This is a genomic window from Phenylobacterium sp., from assembly GCF_030654915.1.
Classification (GTDB): domain Bacteria; phylum Pseudomonadota; class Alphaproteobacteria; order Caulobacterales; family Caulobacteraceae; genus Phenylobacterium.
The window spans coordinates 1-18474 of record NZ_JAURWM010000231.1 but is presented as its reverse complement, the minus strand read 5'-3'; the positions used below and the strand labels follow the sequence as shown (position 1 = coordinate 18474).

The 18474-nt window shown below is 67.6% G+C and carries 18 protein-coding genes; 14 read left to right on the top strand and 4 right to left on the bottom strand.

The annotated features are described in order from the left end of the window. On the bottom strand, positions 1-172 hold a 172-nt coding region (locus tag Q7T84_RS11800; protein ID WP_370653654.1), incomplete at its 3' end, for a hypothetical protein. A gap of 225 nt (positions 173-397) precedes the next feature. Here Q7T84_RS11800 and Q7T84_RS11795 point away from each other — a divergent pair. The 5 genes from Q7T84_RS11795 to Q7T84_RS11775 all read left to right on the top strand — a co-directional run bounded on the left by Q7T84_RS11795 (position 398) and on the right by Q7T84_RS11775 (position 6015). Continuing rightward, positions 398-2920, top strand: coding sequence for a TonB-dependent receptor (locus Q7T84_RS11795; RefSeq protein ID WP_304809014.1), 2523 nt, complete (start codon positions 398-400; stop codon positions 2918-2920). A gap of 121 nt (positions 2921-3041) precedes the next feature. Next, a complete protein-coding gene (locus Q7T84_RS11790) occupies positions 3042-4052 on the top strand; it encodes an agmatine deiminase family protein (RefSeq protein ID WP_304809012.1) in 1011 nt (336 codons plus the stop codon). Further along, the gene (gene aguB, locus Q7T84_RS11785) at positions 4052-4927 is read left to right on the top strand and encodes an N-carbamoylputrescine amidase (protein ID WP_304809010.1); all 876 of its coding nucleotides are present in this window, start codon (positions 4052-4054) and stop codon (positions 4925-4927) included. Before Q7T84_RS11790 ends, aguB begins: the two co-directional genes overlap by 1 nt. A 33-nt stretch (positions 4928-4960) precedes the next feature. Beyond that, complete coding sequence (locus tag Q7T84_RS11780) at positions 4961-5491, top strand: GNAT family N-acetyltransferase (protein WP_304809009.1); 531 nt, start codon at positions 4961-4963, stop codon at positions 5489-5491. Then, positions 5488-6015 carry a GNAT family N-acetyltransferase gene (locus Q7T84_RS11775; protein ID WP_304809007.1) on the top strand — a complete coding sequence of 176 codons (528 nt, stop codon included), beginning with the start codon at positions 5488-5490 and terminating at the stop codon, positions 6013-6015. The genes Q7T84_RS11780 and Q7T84_RS11775 overlap by 4 nt, the downstream gene beginning before the upstream one ends. On the opposite strand, the gene Q7T84_RS11770 is transcribed toward Q7T84_RS11775, so the two are convergent. Together Q7T84_RS11770 and Q7T84_RS11765 are read right to left on the bottom strand one after the other, a co-directional pair. Further along, positions 6012-6809 (bottom strand): phosphatase PAP2 family protein, encoded by a 798-nt coding sequence (locus tag Q7T84_RS11770; RefSeq protein ID WP_304809004.1) that lies wholly within the window; start codon positions 6807-6809, stop codon positions 6012-6014. The genes Q7T84_RS11775 and Q7T84_RS11770 overlap by 4 nt on opposite strands. A 185-nt stretch (positions 6810-6994) precedes the next feature. Beyond that, on the bottom strand, positions 6995-7876 hold the full coding sequence (locus Q7T84_RS11765) for a MaoC/PaaZ C-terminal domain-containing protein (protein ID WP_304809001.1): 882 nt from the start codon (positions 7874-7876) through the stop codon (positions 6995-6997). Positions 7877-8085: 209 nt separating this feature from the next. Here Q7T84_RS11765 and Q7T84_RS11760 point away from each other — a divergent pair, with 209 nt between their 5' ends. Continuing rightward, positions 8086-8883, top strand: coding sequence for a SapC family protein (locus Q7T84_RS11760; RefSeq protein ID WP_304808999.1), 798 nt, complete (start codon positions 8086-8088; stop codon positions 8881-8883). Positions 8884-9073: 190 nt separating this feature from the next. Here the strand turns inward: Q7T84_RS11760 and Q7T84_RS11755 are convergent, their stop codons facing one another. Further along, on the bottom strand, positions 9074-9466 hold the full coding sequence (locus tag Q7T84_RS11755; protein WP_056736285.1) for a hypothetical protein: 393 nt from the start codon (positions 9464-9466) through the stop codon (positions 9074-9076). Between the two features lie 111 nt (positions 9467-9577). Between Q7T84_RS11755 and Q7T84_RS11750 the strand changes: the two genes are divergently transcribed. The 8 genes from Q7T84_RS11750 to hisS all read left to right on the top strand — a co-directional run. Then, positions 9578-9868, top strand: a complete 291-nt coding sequence (locus Q7T84_RS11750) for a hypothetical protein (protein WP_304808996.1) — start codon at positions 9578-9580, stop codon at positions 9866-9868. A 70-nt stretch (positions 9869-9938) separates the two neighbouring features. Beyond that, positions 9939-12071, top strand: coding sequence for a protein-disulfide reductase DsbD family protein (locus tag Q7T84_RS11745; protein ID WP_370653653.1), 2133 nt, complete (start codon positions 9939-9941; stop codon positions 12069-12071). 20 nt (positions 12072-12091) lie between these two features. After that, entirely contained in the window at positions 12092-12706 is a 615-nt protein-coding gene (locus tag Q7T84_RS11740; RefSeq protein ID WP_304808991.1) for a redoxin domain-containing protein, read from the top strand. Between the two features lie 103 nt (positions 12707-12809). Further along, positions 12810-13658 carry a MipA/OmpV family protein gene (locus Q7T84_RS11735; RefSeq protein ID WP_304808989.1) on the top strand — a complete coding sequence of 283 codons (849 nt, stop codon included), beginning with the start codon at positions 12810-12812 and terminating at the stop codon, positions 13656-13658. Positions 13659-13755: 97 nt separating this feature from the next. Further along, positions 13756-15366 (top strand): glucose-6-phosphate isomerase, encoded by a 1611-nt coding sequence (pgi, locus tag Q7T84_RS11730; protein ID WP_304808987.1) that lies wholly within the window; start codon positions 13756-13758, stop codon positions 15364-15366. A gap of 35 nt (positions 15367-15401) precedes the next feature. Then, a complete protein-coding gene (locus Q7T84_RS11725) occupies positions 15402-16259 on the top strand; it encodes an SDR family NAD(P)-dependent oxidoreductase (protein ID WP_304808985.1) in 858 nt (285 codons plus the stop codon). Then, on the top strand, positions 16256-17002 hold the full coding sequence (locus tag Q7T84_RS11720; protein ID WP_304808982.1) for an SDR family oxidoreductase: 747 nt from the start codon (positions 16256-16258) through the stop codon (positions 17000-17002). The genes Q7T84_RS11725 and Q7T84_RS11720 overlap by 4 nt, the downstream gene beginning before the upstream one ends. Positions 17003-17282: 280 nt before the next feature. After that, on the top strand, positions 17283-18474 hold a 1192-nt coding region (gene hisS / locus Q7T84_RS11715), incomplete at its 3' end, for a histidine--tRNA ligase (RefSeq protein ID WP_304808980.1).

Here is an 18474-nt window from a genome sequence, read left to right as displayed (position 1 = left end):
GCGGCTTGGAGTAGTAGCCCCAGTCGAGATTACGCGACCAAAGCCAGTACTGGGCCTCGTCCGTATACAGCTCGAGCGGCGAAGCGAACAGCGTGACCAGCCGCACGACCGTCAGGGCGACGGTGATCAGCAGAACCGCGCGCCAATGGTCGTCGAATCCGTGATCGGACAGTCTGTTGCGGGGCAAGGGCGTCTCCGGTCTCGCGCGGAAACTCGCTCGGCGGAGCGTGTCTGTAAAGCGACAGGCGCCAGCTTATTGAGCTGCTGTTACGTCAAGGGGATCACACGTCACGAATCCGTCACCCAAAGGCGAATTTTCCGAGCTATAGCGCCCTCAAGTTTGGAGCGAAGGCTGGGGAGCCTGTCCCTCCTTGCTCGACGAATGAGGGGATCTCACATGAACAAAATGCTTGCTCGCGCCCTATGCGCGACCACGGCCTTGGCCAGCGGCCTGCTGATCAGCAGCGTCGCCCTGGCGCAATCCAGCGGCACCGCCGCCGTCGAAGAACTGGTCGTCACCGGTTCGCGCGGTCCGGTGGATCTGCGCGGCGCGATCGTCGCCGAATCGGAACCCAAGTCGCGGTCGTCCGTGACGAAGGAGTTCCTCTCCACCCAAACGCCAGGCGCTACGGTCCTTGACCAAATCAACCTGCTGCCGGGCGTGAACTTCACCGCCAACGACGCCTTCGGCTCGGCCGGCGGCGACATCACGCTGCGCGGCTTCGACTCGCAGCGGTTGGCGCTGATCCAGGACGGCATTCCGCTGAACGACAGCGGCAACTACGCGGTCTATCCGAACCAGCAACTCGAATCGGACCTGATCGAGCGCGTCGAGGTCAACCTCGGCACCACCGATGTCGACAGCCCGACGGCCGCGGCGGCCGGCGGCACCATCAACTACATCACCCGTAAGCCGCAGGACGAGCTGGGCGGCCGGTTCGAACTCGGGTTCGGCAGCGAAAACTTTCAGCGCTACTACGGCACGTTCGAAACCGGTCGGGTCGGCCCCTGGGGCACCAAGGCCTGGATTAGCGGCCTCTATACGCGCAACGACATCTTCGACGCGCCGGGCAAGATCGAGAAGACGGCCTTCAACGCGCGGGTCTGGCAGGACATCGGCGACCGCGGCGACTTCGTCAGCCTGACCGCCAACTACAACGAAAACCGCAACAACTTCATCCGCCGTATCACGCTGGCTCAGTTCAACCAGAACGGCGTGACCACCGGCAATCTGCCCGACACGTCGCTGCACTATGACGCGACCTGCGTGCGTCCGACCCCGGTCAACGGCACGGTCCAGAACGAAGCAACCTCGGCCACCGGCTTCACCGCCAGCTGCGCACAGTTCTACGGGAACAACATCAACCCCTCGAACACCGGCAACCTGCGCGGCCAGAGCCTGTTCCACCTGACCGACAACCTGATCTTCACCTTCGACCCATCGTTCCAGTATACCATCGCCAATGGCGGAGGCCGGACGATCTTCTCGGAGACCGATCCTCAGTTCCGTGGTCCGCGTGACTTGAACGGCGACGGCGACACCCTCGACCGCGTGCTCATCTACTGGCCGAACACGACGAACACCCGCCGCTACGGCGTGAACTCGTCGCTGATCTGGAAGTTCAGCGACAGCCAGAGCCTGCGCGCGGCCTATACCTATGACTACGCGCGTCACCGCCAGACCGGCCAAGGCACCTACTTCGACGCCAAGGGCTTCCCGACGGACGTGTTCGGCGGCAAGGACGGCTACGGCCAGGCCATCGACCTGCCGGACGGCAGCATCCTGCGCCGTCGCGACCGTCTGTCCTTGGCGACCCTGAACCAGTTCGCCATCGACTATCGTGGTCGTTTCGTGGACGACAAGCTGCTGGTCAACGCCGGCCTGCGCATGCCGTTCTTCAAGCGTGAGCTGAACCAGTTCTGCTACATGCGCGACACCTTTAACGCCTACTGCACCACGCAGCAGGGCTTCGTTGTCACCGGGACAAACGATGGCTCGGGCACGCCCTTCGTGGTCTTCCCGACCAACAACGCCTCGCAGACCGGGGGCGCCTCGACGACGTCGTTGAACGCCGCTCAGCTCGCGCAATTCCGCGCGATCTACGGACCGACCGCGACGCCCAGCGCCTACTTCGGCCAGCCGCGCAAGTTCGAACGCAAGTATGACAAGGTGCTGCCGAACGTCGGGATCAGCTATGACTTCGACAACGACATGTCGATCTACGCCAGCTACGCCGAGACCATCTCGGTTCCGCGTACCGATGACCTGTACGACCGCAACCTGGTCGATCCGGATCCGGAAACCTCCAAGTCGTTCGATATCGGCTGGCGCTACAGCACCCCGACCGTCATCGCCTCGCTGGCGGCCTTCCACAACAACTTCGACAACCGCATTGAGCGTCAGTTCGACGAAGCCGCGCAGATCTTCTATTCGGTCAACGTCGGCAAGGTCGTGCTGCAGGGCCTCGACGGCCAGATCGGTTGGAAGCCGCAAACCTATCTGAGCACCTACGCCTCGCTGTCGTACGTCGACTCCGAAATCCAATCGAACTTCCCGAACGGCGACGGCAAGGTCCTGCAGACCAAGGGCAAGGAGCTCTACGAGATTCCGAAGCTGCAAGGCGCCGTGCGCGTCGACTGGGACATCACCGATGCGCTCAAGGTCGGCGTCCAGGGCAAGTTCGTCGGCGAGCGTTGGTCCAACCTGACCAACACCGAAAAGGCCCCCGGCTACGCGCTCTGGGATCTCGACGTGCGCTACAAGTTCGACGTTCTGAAGAGCACCTATGTGCAGGTGAACGTTCGCAACCTCTTCGACGAGCGCTACCTCGCCGACATCTCGACCAACACTGACGGCAATGGTCAGTTCCAACCGGGCTATCCCCGCGCGGTGGTGCTGACCCTGCACACCGAGTTCTAGGCCTCACGGCTCTGAACGATCTGGGGCGGCCGCAGCGATGCGGCCGCCCTTTTTCGTGGTGATGCTTGACGGGCGGCGCTGCTCCGCCCATCTGCGCGCGTTCAATAGGTTAAGGTAGGTCATGACCGTTCTCGTTCCCGCCGAGTGGGCTCCGCACCGCGCCATGTGGCTCGGCTTCCCCAGCCATGCCGAAGGCGTGTGGGAAGACGAACTCGCCCAGGCCCAGGTCGAGGTGGCCGCCCTGGCCCGCGCCCTGGCCGGTCCGGGCCGCGAGAACGTGCGCCTGATGACCGGAACCTCGGGTGGCGAAGCCATGGCCCGCCGGCTGGTCGGCGATGTCGCCGGGATCGAGATCGTGCCCGGCCGCTTCGGCGACGTCTGGCTGCGAGACACCGGCCCGATCTTCGCCCAGACGCCGGGCGGCCAGAGCGCGCGCGGCTTCCGCTTCAACGGCTGGGGCGGCAAGTACGACATGGAATTCGACGACGAGGTCGCCGCCCAGATCGCGGAGGCCTCAGGCGTCCCGCTGGCGGCCCAAGACTTTATCCTCGAGGGCGGCGCGGTCGATCACGACGGGATCGGCACCATCCTGACCACCGGTCAATGCGTGCTGAACCCCAACCGCAATCCTGGCTGGACGCAAGCCCTGGCCGAGGCGGCGTTCACGGACGCGCTGGGCGCGCGCAAGGTGATCTGGCTGGGCGAGGGCCTGGCCAACGACCACACCGACGGCCACGTCGACAACCTGGCCCGGTTCGTCGCGCCCGGCGTCGTTGTCTGCCCGGTCGCCTTTGGGCGCGGCGACGTCAACGGCGCGGCCTATGACGACGCCGCCAAGCGTCTGTCGGCCTCCACCGACGCCGACGGCCGCCCTCTGCAAGTGATGCGCATCCCGTCGCCCGGCTGGATCGAAGGCCACGACGGCCGCGCCTCGCCAGCCAGCCATATGAACTTCATCATCGCCAACGGCGCGGTGATCATGCCGACCTATGGCGAGGGCCAGGCCGCCGATCTGGCGTTGCAGGGCCTGCAGAGCCTGTTCCCCGACCGCGCGGTGATCGGTCTGCCGTCGATGGCGATCCTGACCGGCGGCGGGTCGTTCCACTGCATCACCCAGCAGGAGCCCGTCTGATGGCCCGCACGATCAACGTCGCCGCGATCCAGACCTCCTACGGCATGGACCTGGCGGCCAACATTGAGAAGACGAAGGCCTTCATCCGTGAGGCCGCCGCCAAGGGCGCGCAGGTGATCTTGCCGTCCGAGCTGTTCCAGGGGCCGTACTTCTGCGTCACCCAGGAAGAGCATTGGTTCGCCGGCGCCTATCCCTGGCGCGAACATCCGTGCGTGACCGCGCTGGCGCCGCTGGCGGCTGAATTGGGCGTCGTGATCCCGGTCTCGATCTTCGAGCGCGAAGGCCCGCACTACTTCAACAGCCTGGTGATGATCGACGCCGACGGCTCGCTGATGGGCGTCTATCGCAAAAGCCACATCCCGGACGGCCCCGGCTACCAGGAGAAGTATTATTTCCGGCCCGGCGATACCGGCTTCAAGGTCTGGGACACCCGCTTCGGCAAGATCGGCGTTGGGATCTGCTGGGACCAGTGGTACCCGGAGTGCGCCCGCGCCATGGCGCTGCTGGGCGCCGAGATCCTGCTCTATCCGACCGCCATCGGCTCGGAACCGCACGACCCGACCCTGGACACCGCCTTGCCGTGGCGCCGGGCCATGCAGGGCCACGCGGTCTCCAACGTTATTCCGGTGGTCGGCGCGAACCGCATCGGGTTCGAACCGTGGGCGGACTATCCGACCGGCGGCCAGGCGTTCTACGGCTCGTCCTTCATCGCCGACCATCGCGGAGACCTGGTCTCCGAACTGGGTTCGGAAGAGGGCATCGTCCAGGCCAGCTTCGATCTCGACTTCCTGGCGACGCACCGCGCGGCCTGGGGCTTCTTCCGTGACCGTCGCACCGACCTTTACGGCGCCCTGGCCGGTCCGCGTCCGGTCTAGCTCAACCAGCCGTAGATCATGTAACGTCGTTGCATGATCGAAACTGAACGACTTGTCCTTCGCGCCTACCGCGAGGAAGACAGCGACGCTTTCGCTGCGCTGACCGGCGACCCGCGGGTCGGCTACTGGGTGGCCAACGTCAAGGACCGCGCCCAGAGCGACGTCATGATGGACCGGCTGAACGCCCACATCACGGCCCACGGCTACGGCCTTTGGGGCGTGGCGCGGAAGACCGACGACAAGATCATCGGCCTCTGCGGCCTGGACCCGATCGCGGAGGGCGACCTGCCAGTTGGTGCGGGGGTCGAGATGGCCTGGCGGATGATCCCCGAGGTCTGGCGCCAGGGGCTGGCCTCGGAGGCGGCCGCCGCCGCCTTGGGCTGGGGCCTGGCCAATCTGGACGTCCCCGAAATCCTGGCCTTCACCGCCGACACCAATCTGGCGTCTCAGGGGGTGATGCGGCGCATCGGCATGAAGGCTGATCCGGCTCGCGACTTCGACCATCCGCGCCTGGCGGCGGATCACCCGCTGCTGCGCCATGTCGTCTATGCGGCGCGTCGATGATCGAGACCGAGCGGCTGATCCTGCGCTTGTGGCGCGTCGAGGACTTCGAGCCTTTCGCCCAGATGAGCGCTGACCCTGAAGTCATGCAATGGCTGGGTGGCGTTCTGACCCGCCAACAGGTCGAAGCCTACAAGGTCCGGGCCGACACCAGCTTCGCCGAGTTGGGCATGTGCCGAATGGTGATCGAGCGGCGCGCCGACGGGGCCTTCGTCGGCAGTTGCGGGCTGATGCCGGGCCATGAGTCGGTCCCGTTCACGCCCTATACTGACATTGGATGGCGGCTGGCGCGCTCGGCTTGGGGGCAAGGCTACGCCAGCGAGGCCGCGGGGGCGGTGCTGGCCGACGGCTTCACGCGCTTGGGGCTGGAGGAGATCACCGCCATCACCGCGCAGATCAACGTCCGCTCACGCGCGGTGATGGAACGGCTGGGCATGCGGCGCGACGCCGCCCACGACTTCGATCACCCCGCTTTTGAAGCTGGCGATCCGATGCGCCGGACGGTCGTCTACCGGATGGCGCGCTAGGAACAGCCCGCGGGCGCGGTCTTGGCCCTGGCCATCTCGCCGCGCGCCTTGGCGATGTCGCGCTGGAATTGCGGATCGCCGTGCAGCCTGGCGACCATGGCGGCGGCCAGGGTGCGGCCGGCCTCTATGTCGCTGATGTAGTGGACGCCGCAGATCGCGCGGCTGTCGCCCACCGACTTGCCGATCGACAGCATGGCGTCGGCCTTGGCCGGGGCCAGCTCGGCCAGGATCAGCGCCCAGGCCCATCCGGTCATCGAGTGGCCGGATGGATAGGAGGCGTTGGTTTTCATCCAGTCCTCGCGCGGAATGCAGATCGGCTTGTCGTCGCCGATCAACGGGCGCGGGCGGTTGTAGAGATCCTTGGCCGGGGTCCCGATGGTGCGGACATCGAGTTCGATCCGATGCAGCACGCGCAGGGTGGTCGGGGTTTGCTGCTCGTCTATCGAGACGCCGAGCTTGCAGGCGTACTGCTTAAGCGCCCCGCCGCCCCAGAGGTCGTTGTCGGTGATCGCCTGGCTCCAGCGCGGGCTACCAGCCAGTGCGCGGGTTTCTTCGTAGTAGGCCCGGTCAGCCTGGCCGCGCAGGCTGGCCGGCGCGGGCGGCGGGCCCAGCAGGGCTGCGCCATCCAGCGCGTCCGCCGCCAGATATCCGGTGAGATCCGTCGGCGGAGGGTTGAGCGGGGCGGGCTTGCTCGTGTCAGCCAGCGCCGGGGCCTGCGGCGTGGTGGTGGCGGCGCACGCGGCCAGGCCGGCGGCGAACACGGCGCCGACGATCAGGGTGAAGTTACGGGTCATGGGCCGTCTGTAGCCTAGGAGACGGCGGGAAGGGAACGGCCAGATCCTCCCCCAGCGCGCATCGCGGTTTGGGGGAGGTGGCTCGTCGCGTTGCGGCGAGACGGAGGGGGCTTCAGCTCAGAAAAGAGTCAAAGTCCCCTCCGTCGGCTTTGCCGACAGCTCCCTAGAGGGGGAGCACCTAGGGCTTAGCGCAGGACAGTCAGGCCGTTCTTGATCACCGTGACGTTGCGCTCTTTCACGCGGGCTTCGAACGAGATGTTCTTGCCGTCTTTCCAGAGGTCCACGGTGATGGTGTCGCCGGGGAAGACCGGGGCCGAGAACCGCGCCTGGTGCGAATAGATCTGGTCCGGATCAAAGTCGGTGATCGCCTGCAGCACGGCGCGGCAGGTGATGCCGTAGGTGCACAGCCCGTGCAGGATCGGGCGCGGGAAGCCGGCCTTGCGGGCGATGTCGGGATCGGAGTGCAGCGGGTTGCGGTCGCCGTTCAGGCGATAGAGCAGGGCCTGGTCCTCGCGGGTGGTGAAATCCACCGAGATGTCCGGCGCGCGGGTCGGCACCACATGCGGTTCAGGCGCGCCTTCCGACGGGCCGCCGAAGCCGCCGTCGCCGCGGGCGAAGGTGGAGCCGGTCAAGGTGGCGACCTTCTCGCCATTTTCGTCGGTCCACACGGTTTCGTTGATGATGACCGCGCCCTTGCCCTCACCCTTGTCGTAGGCTCCGGCCGTGCGGCCCTGGGCGGTGTAGGTTCCGCCAGCGGTGAGCGGCTTGTGCAGTTCGACCTTCTGCTCGCCATGGACGACCATCAGGAAGTTGATCTGGCTGGGGCGGTGGCCCTCGGGCATCACCGGCGCGGGGCCGCTGTTTGCGCGGCCGCTGCCGGCCAACACGGTGGCGGCGGTTGGAATGACCTTCAGGCCCTTTTCGTAGACGAACGGAAGCTCGGTTTCGTTCATCGGGTCTTGGCCCATGCCGACGCCCAGCGCGTACAGCATGACGTCTTTGTCCCCATAGGTGAATGTGCGGGGCGCGGTCTTCTGATCAAGAATGTCAGGATAAAAGATAGCCAAAATATATCCTCCGGTATGTCGCCTTGGCGGCTTGCTAGTATGAGGCGGATTGAAGCGGTTCGGCCCGGCGGAGGCAAGCGGGCTGCGAGTATGTTTGCTGGCGCCCGCGCGATCGGGTAGAAGCGCGGACTTCGCTGGACGGGCTAGAATCAAAAGCACGGCTCGCCTGCGCAGACACATTAAGCGCCCAGGATCATCGAAGGTATTTCATGGCGACCGCAACTCAGCCCGGCACGGGCCAGATCTCCGGCAACGTGCTGTTCTACTCCAAGCCGGAACCGCTTTCCGTCGACCTGCACAAGACCATGGGCGTCAAGCGCCTGGACGGACCGTTCAAGTTCGCCAAGGAAGGCCACGCCGTCCCGCTGACGGTCACCGAGTTCGGCGTCGCCGCGCTCTCGAGCCCGATCATCTTCGTCGGCGACGAAAAGATCCCGCTGGCGGTGATGGGCCTGAACGCTGGTGAGAACATGTACCTCACTGACGCCGGCTACTTCGAGCCGGGCGTCTACGTGCCGGCCTATATCCGCCGCTATCCGTTCGTCTACGCCAACGACAGCGCCGCCGGTCAAATGATCCTGTGCATCGATCGCGCCGCTGAATTCATCGTGGAAGGCGGCGACCTGCCGTTCTTCGACGCCGAGGGCAAGCCGACCGAGTACACGCAGAACTGCATCAATTTCTGCAACGACTACGAGGCCGAGCGCCAGCGCACCCAGAGCTTCGTTCAACTGCTGACCGACCTGGATCTGTTCGAGACCAAGACCGCCAACTTCGTGCCGACCAACCCGGACGGCACCCCCGGCGAGACGCAGAAGATCGCCGAGTACTTCGGCGTGTCGGAAACCAAGCTCAACGCCTTGCCGATCGAGAAGTACGCCGAGCTGCGCGACAACGGCGCCCTGGGTCAGATCTTCGCCCACCTGATCTCGCTGGCCGGTTGGGACCGTCTTCTGGCCCTGGCCATGATGCGCTCGCAGCAAACGCCGCAAGCCGCGAACGCCTAAACCTAAGGCGACGATCGGACGACATCGAAACGGCGGGTCCGCGAGGGTCCGCCGTTTTTTGTTTCCGTTCGTCATCGGCGGGCTTGTCCCGGCCCGGCTGCGCTGCAGGCGAACCCGCGCGTGCGACGTTTGTGGATGGCTGACACAGAGGTCGGCCATGACGACCTTTAGGTGATGGAGCCGCCCGGCCTTAGCGGGCGAAGACGCTGCGGGTCAGGCAGGAGAAGACCAGCCGGCCGGCCTCGTCGAGCAGGTCGTGCTGGGCGATGACGATGCCCTTGCCTTCGCCGACCGGGTCCTTGCCCATCACCGTCATGCGGCCGCGCAGAACCTCGCCGGCCGGCGGGTTCCGGGCCCAGCGCAGGGCGTCGACGCCCAGGCGCTTGGTCTGCGGCCATTCCAGCGCCGAGGCGGCGTCCAGGCGGCACCACATCGCATAGATCATGGCGTCGGGCGCGCCGCGCTCCAGCGGCCAACCGGGCGCGAAGGCGGCGATGAACGCCTCGAGGGCGGCAGGGTCCACCGGCAGCTCGCCGAGCGAGACCACCTGACCCATTTCGATGTCGTCGAACGACGCGGGCACTTGATACGCACTCCACCGGAAAAACGCTGATTCGCCGATCATCGCGTCAAAGCGTGACAAGTCGAGCTTTTGTGCTGGGTCGGGGTCGATCAGAGGGGCTATGGAGCCTGGATGGGCAGCGGTTGGATGATCGGGGTGATGGTGGAGCTGGCTGGCGAGCCTAAGCCCCTGCGCCATTTTTTCGCGGTCGGCCATGAGGACCGCGCCAAGGCCGAGTGGACCGCCATCGACCGCGCCATGCTGATCGGCGGTGTGGCGGTGAGCCCGGTCGGGGGCTTGGAGCCGGTCCACGCGATCAGCGAACTCACGCCTCAGATCGTCAAGTCTCTGGCCCTGAAGCCGGGCGAGGTTCGGGCTCTCGGCTGGAAATGGCCACGCCGCTGGATCGCGGTCGGGCGATAGAGCGCCCGCGACGTCGCCGTAGCTTTGCGATGGGCCAAGACCGGGCCATATAGCGGGCATGGCTTTGGATGTGAGACGCTTCTTCGCGAAACTGGTGGCGGTCTGCGCCGTGCTGGTCGCGACCCCCGCCCTGGCTGAGCCGGTCGATACCGGTCATCTGGTGGCCGAGTTGGTGGCCCGCGATCAGTCGATCGCGCCGGGCGCCACCACCTACGTCGCCGTGCGTCAGAAAATCGACAAGGGCTGGCACACCTATTGGCGTAATTCCGGCGACAGCGGCGAGGCGACCAGCGTCGTCTGGACCCTGCCGCCCGGCTGGACCGCCGGCGACATCGTCTGGCCCGCCCCGACCCGCCAGCCGACTGGCCCGTTGATGAATTATGGCTATCAGGGCGAGGTGCTGCTGCCGGTGCCGATCACCGCCCCGGCCAGCGCCAAGCCGGGCGAGACCGTGACCTTGAAGGCCGCCGTCTCGTTCCTGGTTTGTGAAGAGATCTGCGTTCCCGAGGACGCGGTGCTGACCTTGTCGCTGCCGGTCGTCGAGGGGCTCGCCGAGCCCAATCCCGCCTGGAGCGGCCCGTTGGCCAAGGCCCTGTCGGACGCCCCGACCCCGGCCAATTTCGCCAGCGTGTTCGCCAAGCAAGGAACCAGCATCGTCCTGGCCGTCACCGGCGAGGGCCTGAAAGGCGCGGATGTTTCTGACGCCTACTTTTTCCCGTTCGACTCCACCGTCATCGATCACGCCAAGCCGCAGGTGATCGAGCGCGGGCCCGAGGGCCTGACCCTGACCTTAACGCCAGGCTACGCCTTCCAGGAGGGCGAGGGGCCCAAGTCCATGGCCGGGGTGCTGTCGATTGGCGGCAAGGCCTATGAGATCGGCGCCAGCCTCGGGACGCCGCCGCCTGGAGCCTCAGGCCTTGGTGCGCCTCCCTCGAAGGCCGTAGGGGGAGGCGGCGGCGCGCTCGGCCTGCCGCTCGCCGCGGCCTTCGCCTTTCTCGGCGGCCTGATCCTCAACCTGATGCCCTGCGTCTTCCCGATCCTGGCGATGAAGGCCGCTTCGCTGGCCGGCCACGCCCATGACCGGCGCACCGCCCAGGGCCAGGGGCTGGCCTTTCTCGCCGGCGTGCTGGCGACTTTCCTGGCGCTCGCCGTCGCCCTGATCGCCGTGCGCGCAGGCGGCGCGGCCGTTGGCTGGGGCTTCCAACTGCAATCGCCGCCGGTGGTGGCGGGCCTGGCCCTGTTGATGCTGGCCGTGGCGCTCAACCTCTCGGGCGTGTTCGAGGTCGGCTCCTCGCTGCAAGGCGTCGGAACCGGCCTGGCGGGCAAGCGCGGCATGGCTGGCGCTTTCTTCACCGGGGCGCTCGCCGTCGTGGTCGCCGCGCCCTGCACCGCGCCGTTCATGGCGCCGGCGCTCGGCTGGGCCCTGACCCAGAGCGCGCCGGCCGCGATCACCGTCTTCCTGGCGCTGGGCCTCGGCTTCGCCGCCCCGTTCGCGCTCGCCGCCTTCGTGCCAGGCCTGCTGACCCGGCTGCCCAAGCCCGGCCCGTGGATGGACGGCTTCAAGAAGCTGCTGGCCTTCCCGATGTATGGGGCCGCCGCTTGGCTGGTCTGGGTGCTGACCATCCAGGCCGGCGAGACGGCCCTGGCCCGCATCTTCGCCGCCGCCGTGATCCTGGCCCTGGCCGCCTGGCTGCTCGGCGTCGCCCAGCGCCGCAGCGCGGCCGGTGAAAGGCCGCTGGTCCTGGCCAGCGTCGGCGGGGTGCTGGTCCTGGCCGCCGCCGTGGCCGCGATCTGGCCGAGCTATGGCGCGCCACAGCCTGGCCCCGTGGCCAGCGCCGGCGGCGTCGCCGCCGTGCCCTATGAAGCCTACAGCCCGGAGAAGCTCGCCGCCGCGCAGGCGGCCGGCAAGCCGGTATTCGTCAACTTCACCGCCGCTTGGTGCGTCACTTGCCAGGTCAATGAAAAGGTCGCCTTGAGCACACAGGGCGTCGCCGACGCCTTCAAGCAGACCGGCGCGGTCTATCTGAAGGCCGACTGGACCTTGAAGGACGCGGTGATCGAGGCCGAGCTCGCCAAGCATGGACGGGCCGGCGTGCCGCTCTATTTGATCTATGGCGCCAAGGGCGGGGACGGCGTTATCCTGCCGCAGATCCTGACCGAGGGCCTGATCGTCCGTGCGTTGAAGGACGCCCAGGGCCGCTGATCCGCCAAGGAGCCTGGTCCATGCTTGACCCTCGACCCTTCGTGCTCGCCGCCGCCCTGACCTTCGCATTGGCCGCGCCCGCTTTGGCCGCCCCCGCCATTGGCCAGCCGGCGCCGGCCTTCACCATCAAGGACGGCGCGGGCAAGACCCGCTCCCTGGCTGAGTTCAAGGGCCAGACCGTGGTCCTGGAATGGACCAACGCCGGCTGTCCCTATGTCCAGAAGCACTACGAGTCCGGCAATATGCAGGGCCTGCAGAAGGCCGCGACCCAGGACGGCGTCGTCTGGCTGACCCTCATCTCCTCGGCGCCCGGCAAGCAGGGCTACGTCTCGCCGGGCGAAGCCAAGACCTGGAGAACGGCGACCGGTGCGGGCGCCACGGCCCTGCTGCTCGATCCCGCGGGCCAGGTCGGACGCACCTATCAAGCCAAGGTCACGCCGCACATGTACGTGGTCAACGCGGCCGGTACGCTGGTCTATATGGGCGGCATCGACGACAAGCCGAGCGCCGATCCCGCCAGCCTCAAGGGCGCCAAGAACTATGTCGCCGCCGCGCTCGCCGACCTGAGCGCCGGGCGTCCCGTCGCCAACACTGTGAGTCGGCCCTACGGCTGCACGATCAAGTACGGATCATAGGAGGCCTCTGGTCCCCGAGCGCGGGGTGTTTCAGTCGATCCGCGCAACCGAACATTGCGGGTGCGCGTTCTTCGTTCAATAGCGGGGCTGAAGGGGCTATATCTTGTCGACGCGCATTCAAGAGCTCGACGGCGTTCTGCGCCGCTCAAAAGTCGTTGGCGCAGCGCCTCTGTCCATCGTCATCGCGATCATGTCGGCGTCGTCGGCCGTGGCGCAGGAGGCCGCTCCTGCCCCTGCATTGTTCGGCTGGACGCTCGACAGTGTCCGCGCCGGCGTCCGCTACGCGCCCGACTACATCGGATCGGACGACTATCGCTCGTGGTTCAGCGGCGCCGTGGTCCTGTCCCGGCGTGACGCGGCCCCCACCCCGTCCGGGGCTCCCGACGACGGTGTCAGTCTTGGGCTGATCGGCAAGGGGCCGCTGACCGCCGGCCTCGCCGGCCGCTGGCGCTCGTCGCGCGACAACGACAAAGACCTTCGCGGCTTCGACAAGATCGACGGGACCGTCGAGGCCGGCGTTTTCGTCAATTGGTGGGCCGCGGACTGGATGCGCCTTCGCGCCGAGGCGCGGCATGGCTTCGGGGGACACGATAGCTGGGTGGGCGACTTCGGCGCCGACGCCATCGTCCGTACAGATCGCTGGATGTTCACGGCCGGCCCACGGCTCGGATGGGGGGACGCCGCGTTCACCCGCAAGTATTTCGAGGTCACGCCGCTGGAGGCGTCCCGCAGCCCGCTCGGCCTGCAGCCCTACTCGCCCTCCGGCGCCTCGTGGTCTCCCGGCGCGCTCGTGAGCGCCGAGTATCAGGTGAATCCCAGCTGGAGCCTCGAGACCGTTGGCGGCTATCGGCGCGTGACGGGCGATGCGGCCGATAGTCCAATCGTCGCCGGCCTGGGCTCAAGAGACCAGTTCAGCGCCAGCCTGAGCGTTCGCTACCTCTTCGGACGTTGACGCCTCGCGCGCGCCAAGCGCGCCAAAGACCTGCAATGGTGGGTAGCGGGCTGTAGCCTATGCGCTAGGCTGTGCGACGTTGATCGAAGGGAACTGCATGTCGGACCTCGCCGCTGCCTGGACCAAGCTGGAAACCGCCGCCCAGGGAGCCCGCGACCGCCCAATAGCCAGCCTCTTCGACGCCGAGCCCGACCGCCTGGCGCGGCTGACGCTTGAGGCGCCCGAACTTTTCCTGGACCTGTCGAAACAACCTTGGTCGTCGGCCGACCTGGATATCGCCCTCGACCTCGCGCGGGCCGGCGGCGTCGAGGCGGCGCGCGGGCGGCTGTTCGCCGGGGAGGTGGTCAATCCATCCGAGGATCGCGCCGCCCTGCACACCGCCCTGCGCGCGGCCAAGGGCGCCGACCTCAAGGCCAAGGGCGAGCCAGTTTCGGCCGAGATCGACGCCACTCGTGCGGCCATCGCCGCCCTGGCCGGCGCCGTGCGCTCGGGCGCCAAGCGCGGCGCCACCGGCCAAACCTTCCGCGCCATCGTGCACATCGGCATCGGCGGCTCCGACTTCGGCCCGCGCCTGGTCTGGGAGGCGCTGCGCCCGGTCGACCCGCCGATCGAGCTGCGCTTCGCCGCCAATGTCGATCCGACCGACATGGCCTGGGCCCTGGCCGGGCTCGACCCCGCCGAGACCCTGGTGGTCGTGGTCTCCAAGACCTTCACCACCCAGGAGACCATCACCAACGCCCAGGTCGCTCGCGCCTGGCTGCGGGCCGCCCTGGGGCAAGCCGGCGACGCCCATCTGCTGGCGGTGTCGGCCGCGCCGGACGTGGCCCAGGCCTTTGGCGTCCCGGCCGATCAGGTGTTCGGCTTCCGCGACTGGGTCGGCGGCCGCTATTCGGTGTGGTCGGCGGTCGGCCTCTCCTGCGCCATCGCGTTGGGCGCCGAGGTGTTCGAGGATTTCCTGGCCGGCGGCCGGGCCATGGATGAGCATTTTCTGAGGGCCCCGCTGGCGCGCAACGCCCCGGTGCTGTTGGCCCTGGCCCACATCTACAATCGCAACGGCCTTGGTCGTCCGATCCGCGCGGTGGTGCCCTACGCCCAGCGTCTGCGGCTGCTGCCCAACTTCCTGCAGCAGCTGGAGATGGAATCGAACGGCAAGCAGACCGATTCTCACGGCGCCCCGGTGACGCGCGGCACGGCGGCGACGGTGTTCGGCGACGCCGGCACCAATGTGCAGCACGCCTTCTTCCAGTTGATGCACCAGGGGACCGACATCATCCCGGTCGACATCCTGGCCGTGGCCCACGCCGCCGAGGGCGAGCCCGCCAGCCAGGCCAAGCTGCTGGCCAACGCGATCGCCCAGGCCGAGGCCCTTATGGTTGGCAAATCGCAGGCCGCGGTCCGCGCTGAACTGGCCGGCCAGCCCCAGGCCCTGATCGACGAACTGGCCCCGCAAAAGACCTTCCACGGCAACCGGCCCTCCAGCTTCATTCTGCTAGAGCGCCTGACGCCCCGGGCGCTGGGCGCCCTGATCGCGCTCTATGAGCACAAGACCTTCGTCGAGGGGGTGCTCTGGGGGATTAACAGCTTCGACCAATGGGGCGTGGAGTTGGGCAAGACTCTCGCCGTCGCCATCCTATCGGAACTGGAAGGCGGCGCGGCGGGCGTGCATGATCCCTCCACGACGAGCCTGGTGACCCGCCTGAAGGTCTAGCCGTCCAAAAAAAGAACAACGGGGGGAGGAGCGCCATGCGCGACCTGACGGGAAAGACTGCTTTCATCACGGGCGGAGCCAGCGGCCTTGGCCTGGCCATGGCCCACGCCTTCGGCGGCGCCGGCATGAACGTGATGCTGGCCGATATCGAGGAAGCCCCGCTGGCCGCCGCGCGCGCCGAGCTTGAGGCCCGCCAGATCAAGACCGCCAGCGTGCTCTGCGACGTCGCCGACCGGGCCGCCCTGGTCGCGGCCGCCGAGGCCACCCTCGGGGCCTTCGGCAAGGTCCATGTGGTTTGCAACAACGCCGGCGTCGGGGCCGGCGGTCCGATCGATCAGGTGAAGCCCGGCGACTGGGACTGGATCTTGGCGGTCAACCTGATGGGCGTCGTATACGGCATGGAGGTGTTCACGCCCCATGTCCGCGCGCACGGAGAGGGCGGCTGCTTCGTCAACACCGCCTCGATGGCCGGGATGATCTCGGTGCCGGGCATGGAGCCCTACACCGCCACCAAATACGCCGTGGTCGGGATGTCCGAGGGCTGGGCCGGGCAACTCGCCCCCGATAACATCAATGTCGCCGTGCTCTGCCCGGGTTTTGTCAAGACCAAGATCAACCAGTCGGGCCGCACCCGGCAGTCGCAATACGGCGGTCCGGTCCCGAACAATTCCGTGGTCGGCCAGTCCCATGTCGACAACGGCATTGACCCCGAGTTCGTCGGCCGCCGCGTGCTGGAAGCCGTCCAGAACGATGAGCGCTACATCTTCACCCATCCCGACATGCGCGGCCTGGTCGAGCAGCGGTTTAGCCGCATCATGGCCGGCTTCGACGCCGCCGCGGCCAGCCCGGCCCTGGCCGACCTGGACTACGTGACCCCGGCCCTGTCGGCATGAGCATCCTGATCACCGGCGGCACCAAGGGTATCGGCCTGGTCATCGCCCGCCGCCTGGCCCCGATCCACGGCCGGGTCGTGCTCGCCTATCACAGCGACGAAGCGGCGGCGCAGGCCGCCAAGGCGCAGATCGCCGCCACCGGCGCGGCGGTCGAGATCGTGCGTGGCGACGTCGGCGACATTGACGGCGCCGCCGCCCTGATCGCGGAGGTCGAGGCTCAGGGCCACGGCCTGGCCCACATCGTCCATTCCGCGGCGATGATCTATCCGACCACCCTGCTGGGGGCCGACCTGGTTCACTTCCGCCAGGCCATGGAGACCAACGGGTTGTCGCTGCTCTATCTGGTCCACGCCGCGCAGAACCTGCTGGGCGAGGGCTCAAGCGTGGTCTTCATCACCAGCGGCGGGGCGCGCATTCCGCTGGCTAACTATGGCGCCCTGGGCGTCGGCAAGGCGATGTCGGAAGCCATCATCCGCTATCTGGTGGCCGAGTTGGCGCCGCGCGGCGTGCGGATCAACGCTGTCGCTCCGGGCCTGGTGCACACCACCTCCGTCGCCGCCATGGTTGGCGGGGAAGCGACCGCCGCCGCCGTCGTCGAGCGCTCGGCCCGGTCCAATCCCTCCGGCCGCGCCAGCCGCGACAGCGACTACGCGTCCCTAGTCGAATACCTGCTGTCGCCGGACGCCGCCTTCATCCAGGGCCAGGTGATCGCCGCCAACGGCGGAGCCAGCGTGATCGGCTGACTCGCGTTCTTCACATTTCCCCGCTATAGCGCCTGCGTCATGACACGCTTCGCGCATCATCACGGGCATCACCATCCGACCTCGCTTGCGGGATCGGCCCAGGATCGCTTGGCCTAAAAGCGACCTTCGCCCGAGCCCCCGCACCAGCGGATGGGGCTCGTGTTGACCAGCTCCATCCGTAGAACCTTACGCTTCAAGGAACCCGACGATGGACTTCTCCAGCTTTTCTCCATGCAGCCTGCGCCTTGCCGCGCAGCGCCTGAGCCGGTAGGCGAGCGGCATGACCGACGCACCCCGCCCCGAGGCCCGCGCTCCGCGCGGTTTCAATGATCGCCGCGCCCGTGACCTGGCTGCTGAGCGCCAGATCCTGGCCAAGGTCTCCGCTGTCTACGAACGCTACGGGTTCGAGGCCTTCGACACCGGCGCCTTCGAATATGCTGACGCGCTCGGCAAGTTCCTGCCCGACGCCGACCGTCCCAATGAAGGCGTCTTCGCGCTGCAGGACGACGACGAGCAGTGGATGGCTCTGCGCTACGACCTGACCGCGCCGCTGGCGAGGTTCGTGGCTGAGACCAAGGAGGGCTTGCCCAAGCCGTTCCGCCGCTATGCCTTCGGCACGGTCTGGCGCAACGAGAAGCCTGGCCCTGGCCGGTTCCGCGAGTTCACCCAGTGCGACGCCGACACCGTCGGTTCGGCCCGGCCCGAGGCCGACGCCGAGATCATCGCCATGGCGGTCGAGGGCCTGGAGGCCGCCGGCCTGCCGACCGGATCGGCGATCATCAAGATCAATAACCGCAAGCTCCTGAACGGCCTGCTGACCACGGCCGGCGTCAAGGACGACGGCCAGAAGCTGGCCGTGCTGCGCGCCGTCGACAAGCTCGACCGCCTGGGTCCGGAGGGCGTGCGCCTGCTGCTCGGCGAAGGTCGCAAGGACGAGTCCGGCGCCTTCACCAAGGGCGCGGGCCTGAACACGGCCGGCGCCGAGGCCGTCCTGGCCTTCACCGCCGCCGGCGCGGGCGGCCGCACCGAGACCCTGGATCAGATCGCGGGCATCATCGGCGGTTCGGCCGAGGGCGACGCGGGCCTGGCCGAACTGGCGGCGATCGACCAGGCTCTCAAGAGCCTGGGCGTGGGCGTCGAGCGGGCGGCCTTCGACCCATCCATCGTGCGCGGCCTGGAATACTATACCGGCGCGGTGTTCGAGGCCGAGCTGCTGCTGAAGACCAAGGACGAGAAGGGCCGAGGCGTCCGCTTCGGTTCCATCGGCGGCGGCGGGCGCTATGACGACCTGGTCGCCCGCTTCACCGGCGAGCAGGTTCCGGCCACCGGCTTCTCGTTCGGCGTCTCGCGGCTGATCTCGGCCCTGCGCGCCGCCGGCCGCGACCTGGGCGGCCAGGTCCGTGGCCCGGTGGTGGTGATCGCCTTCACCCCCGACGACATGGCCCACTACTTCTCGGTGGTCGGCGTACTGC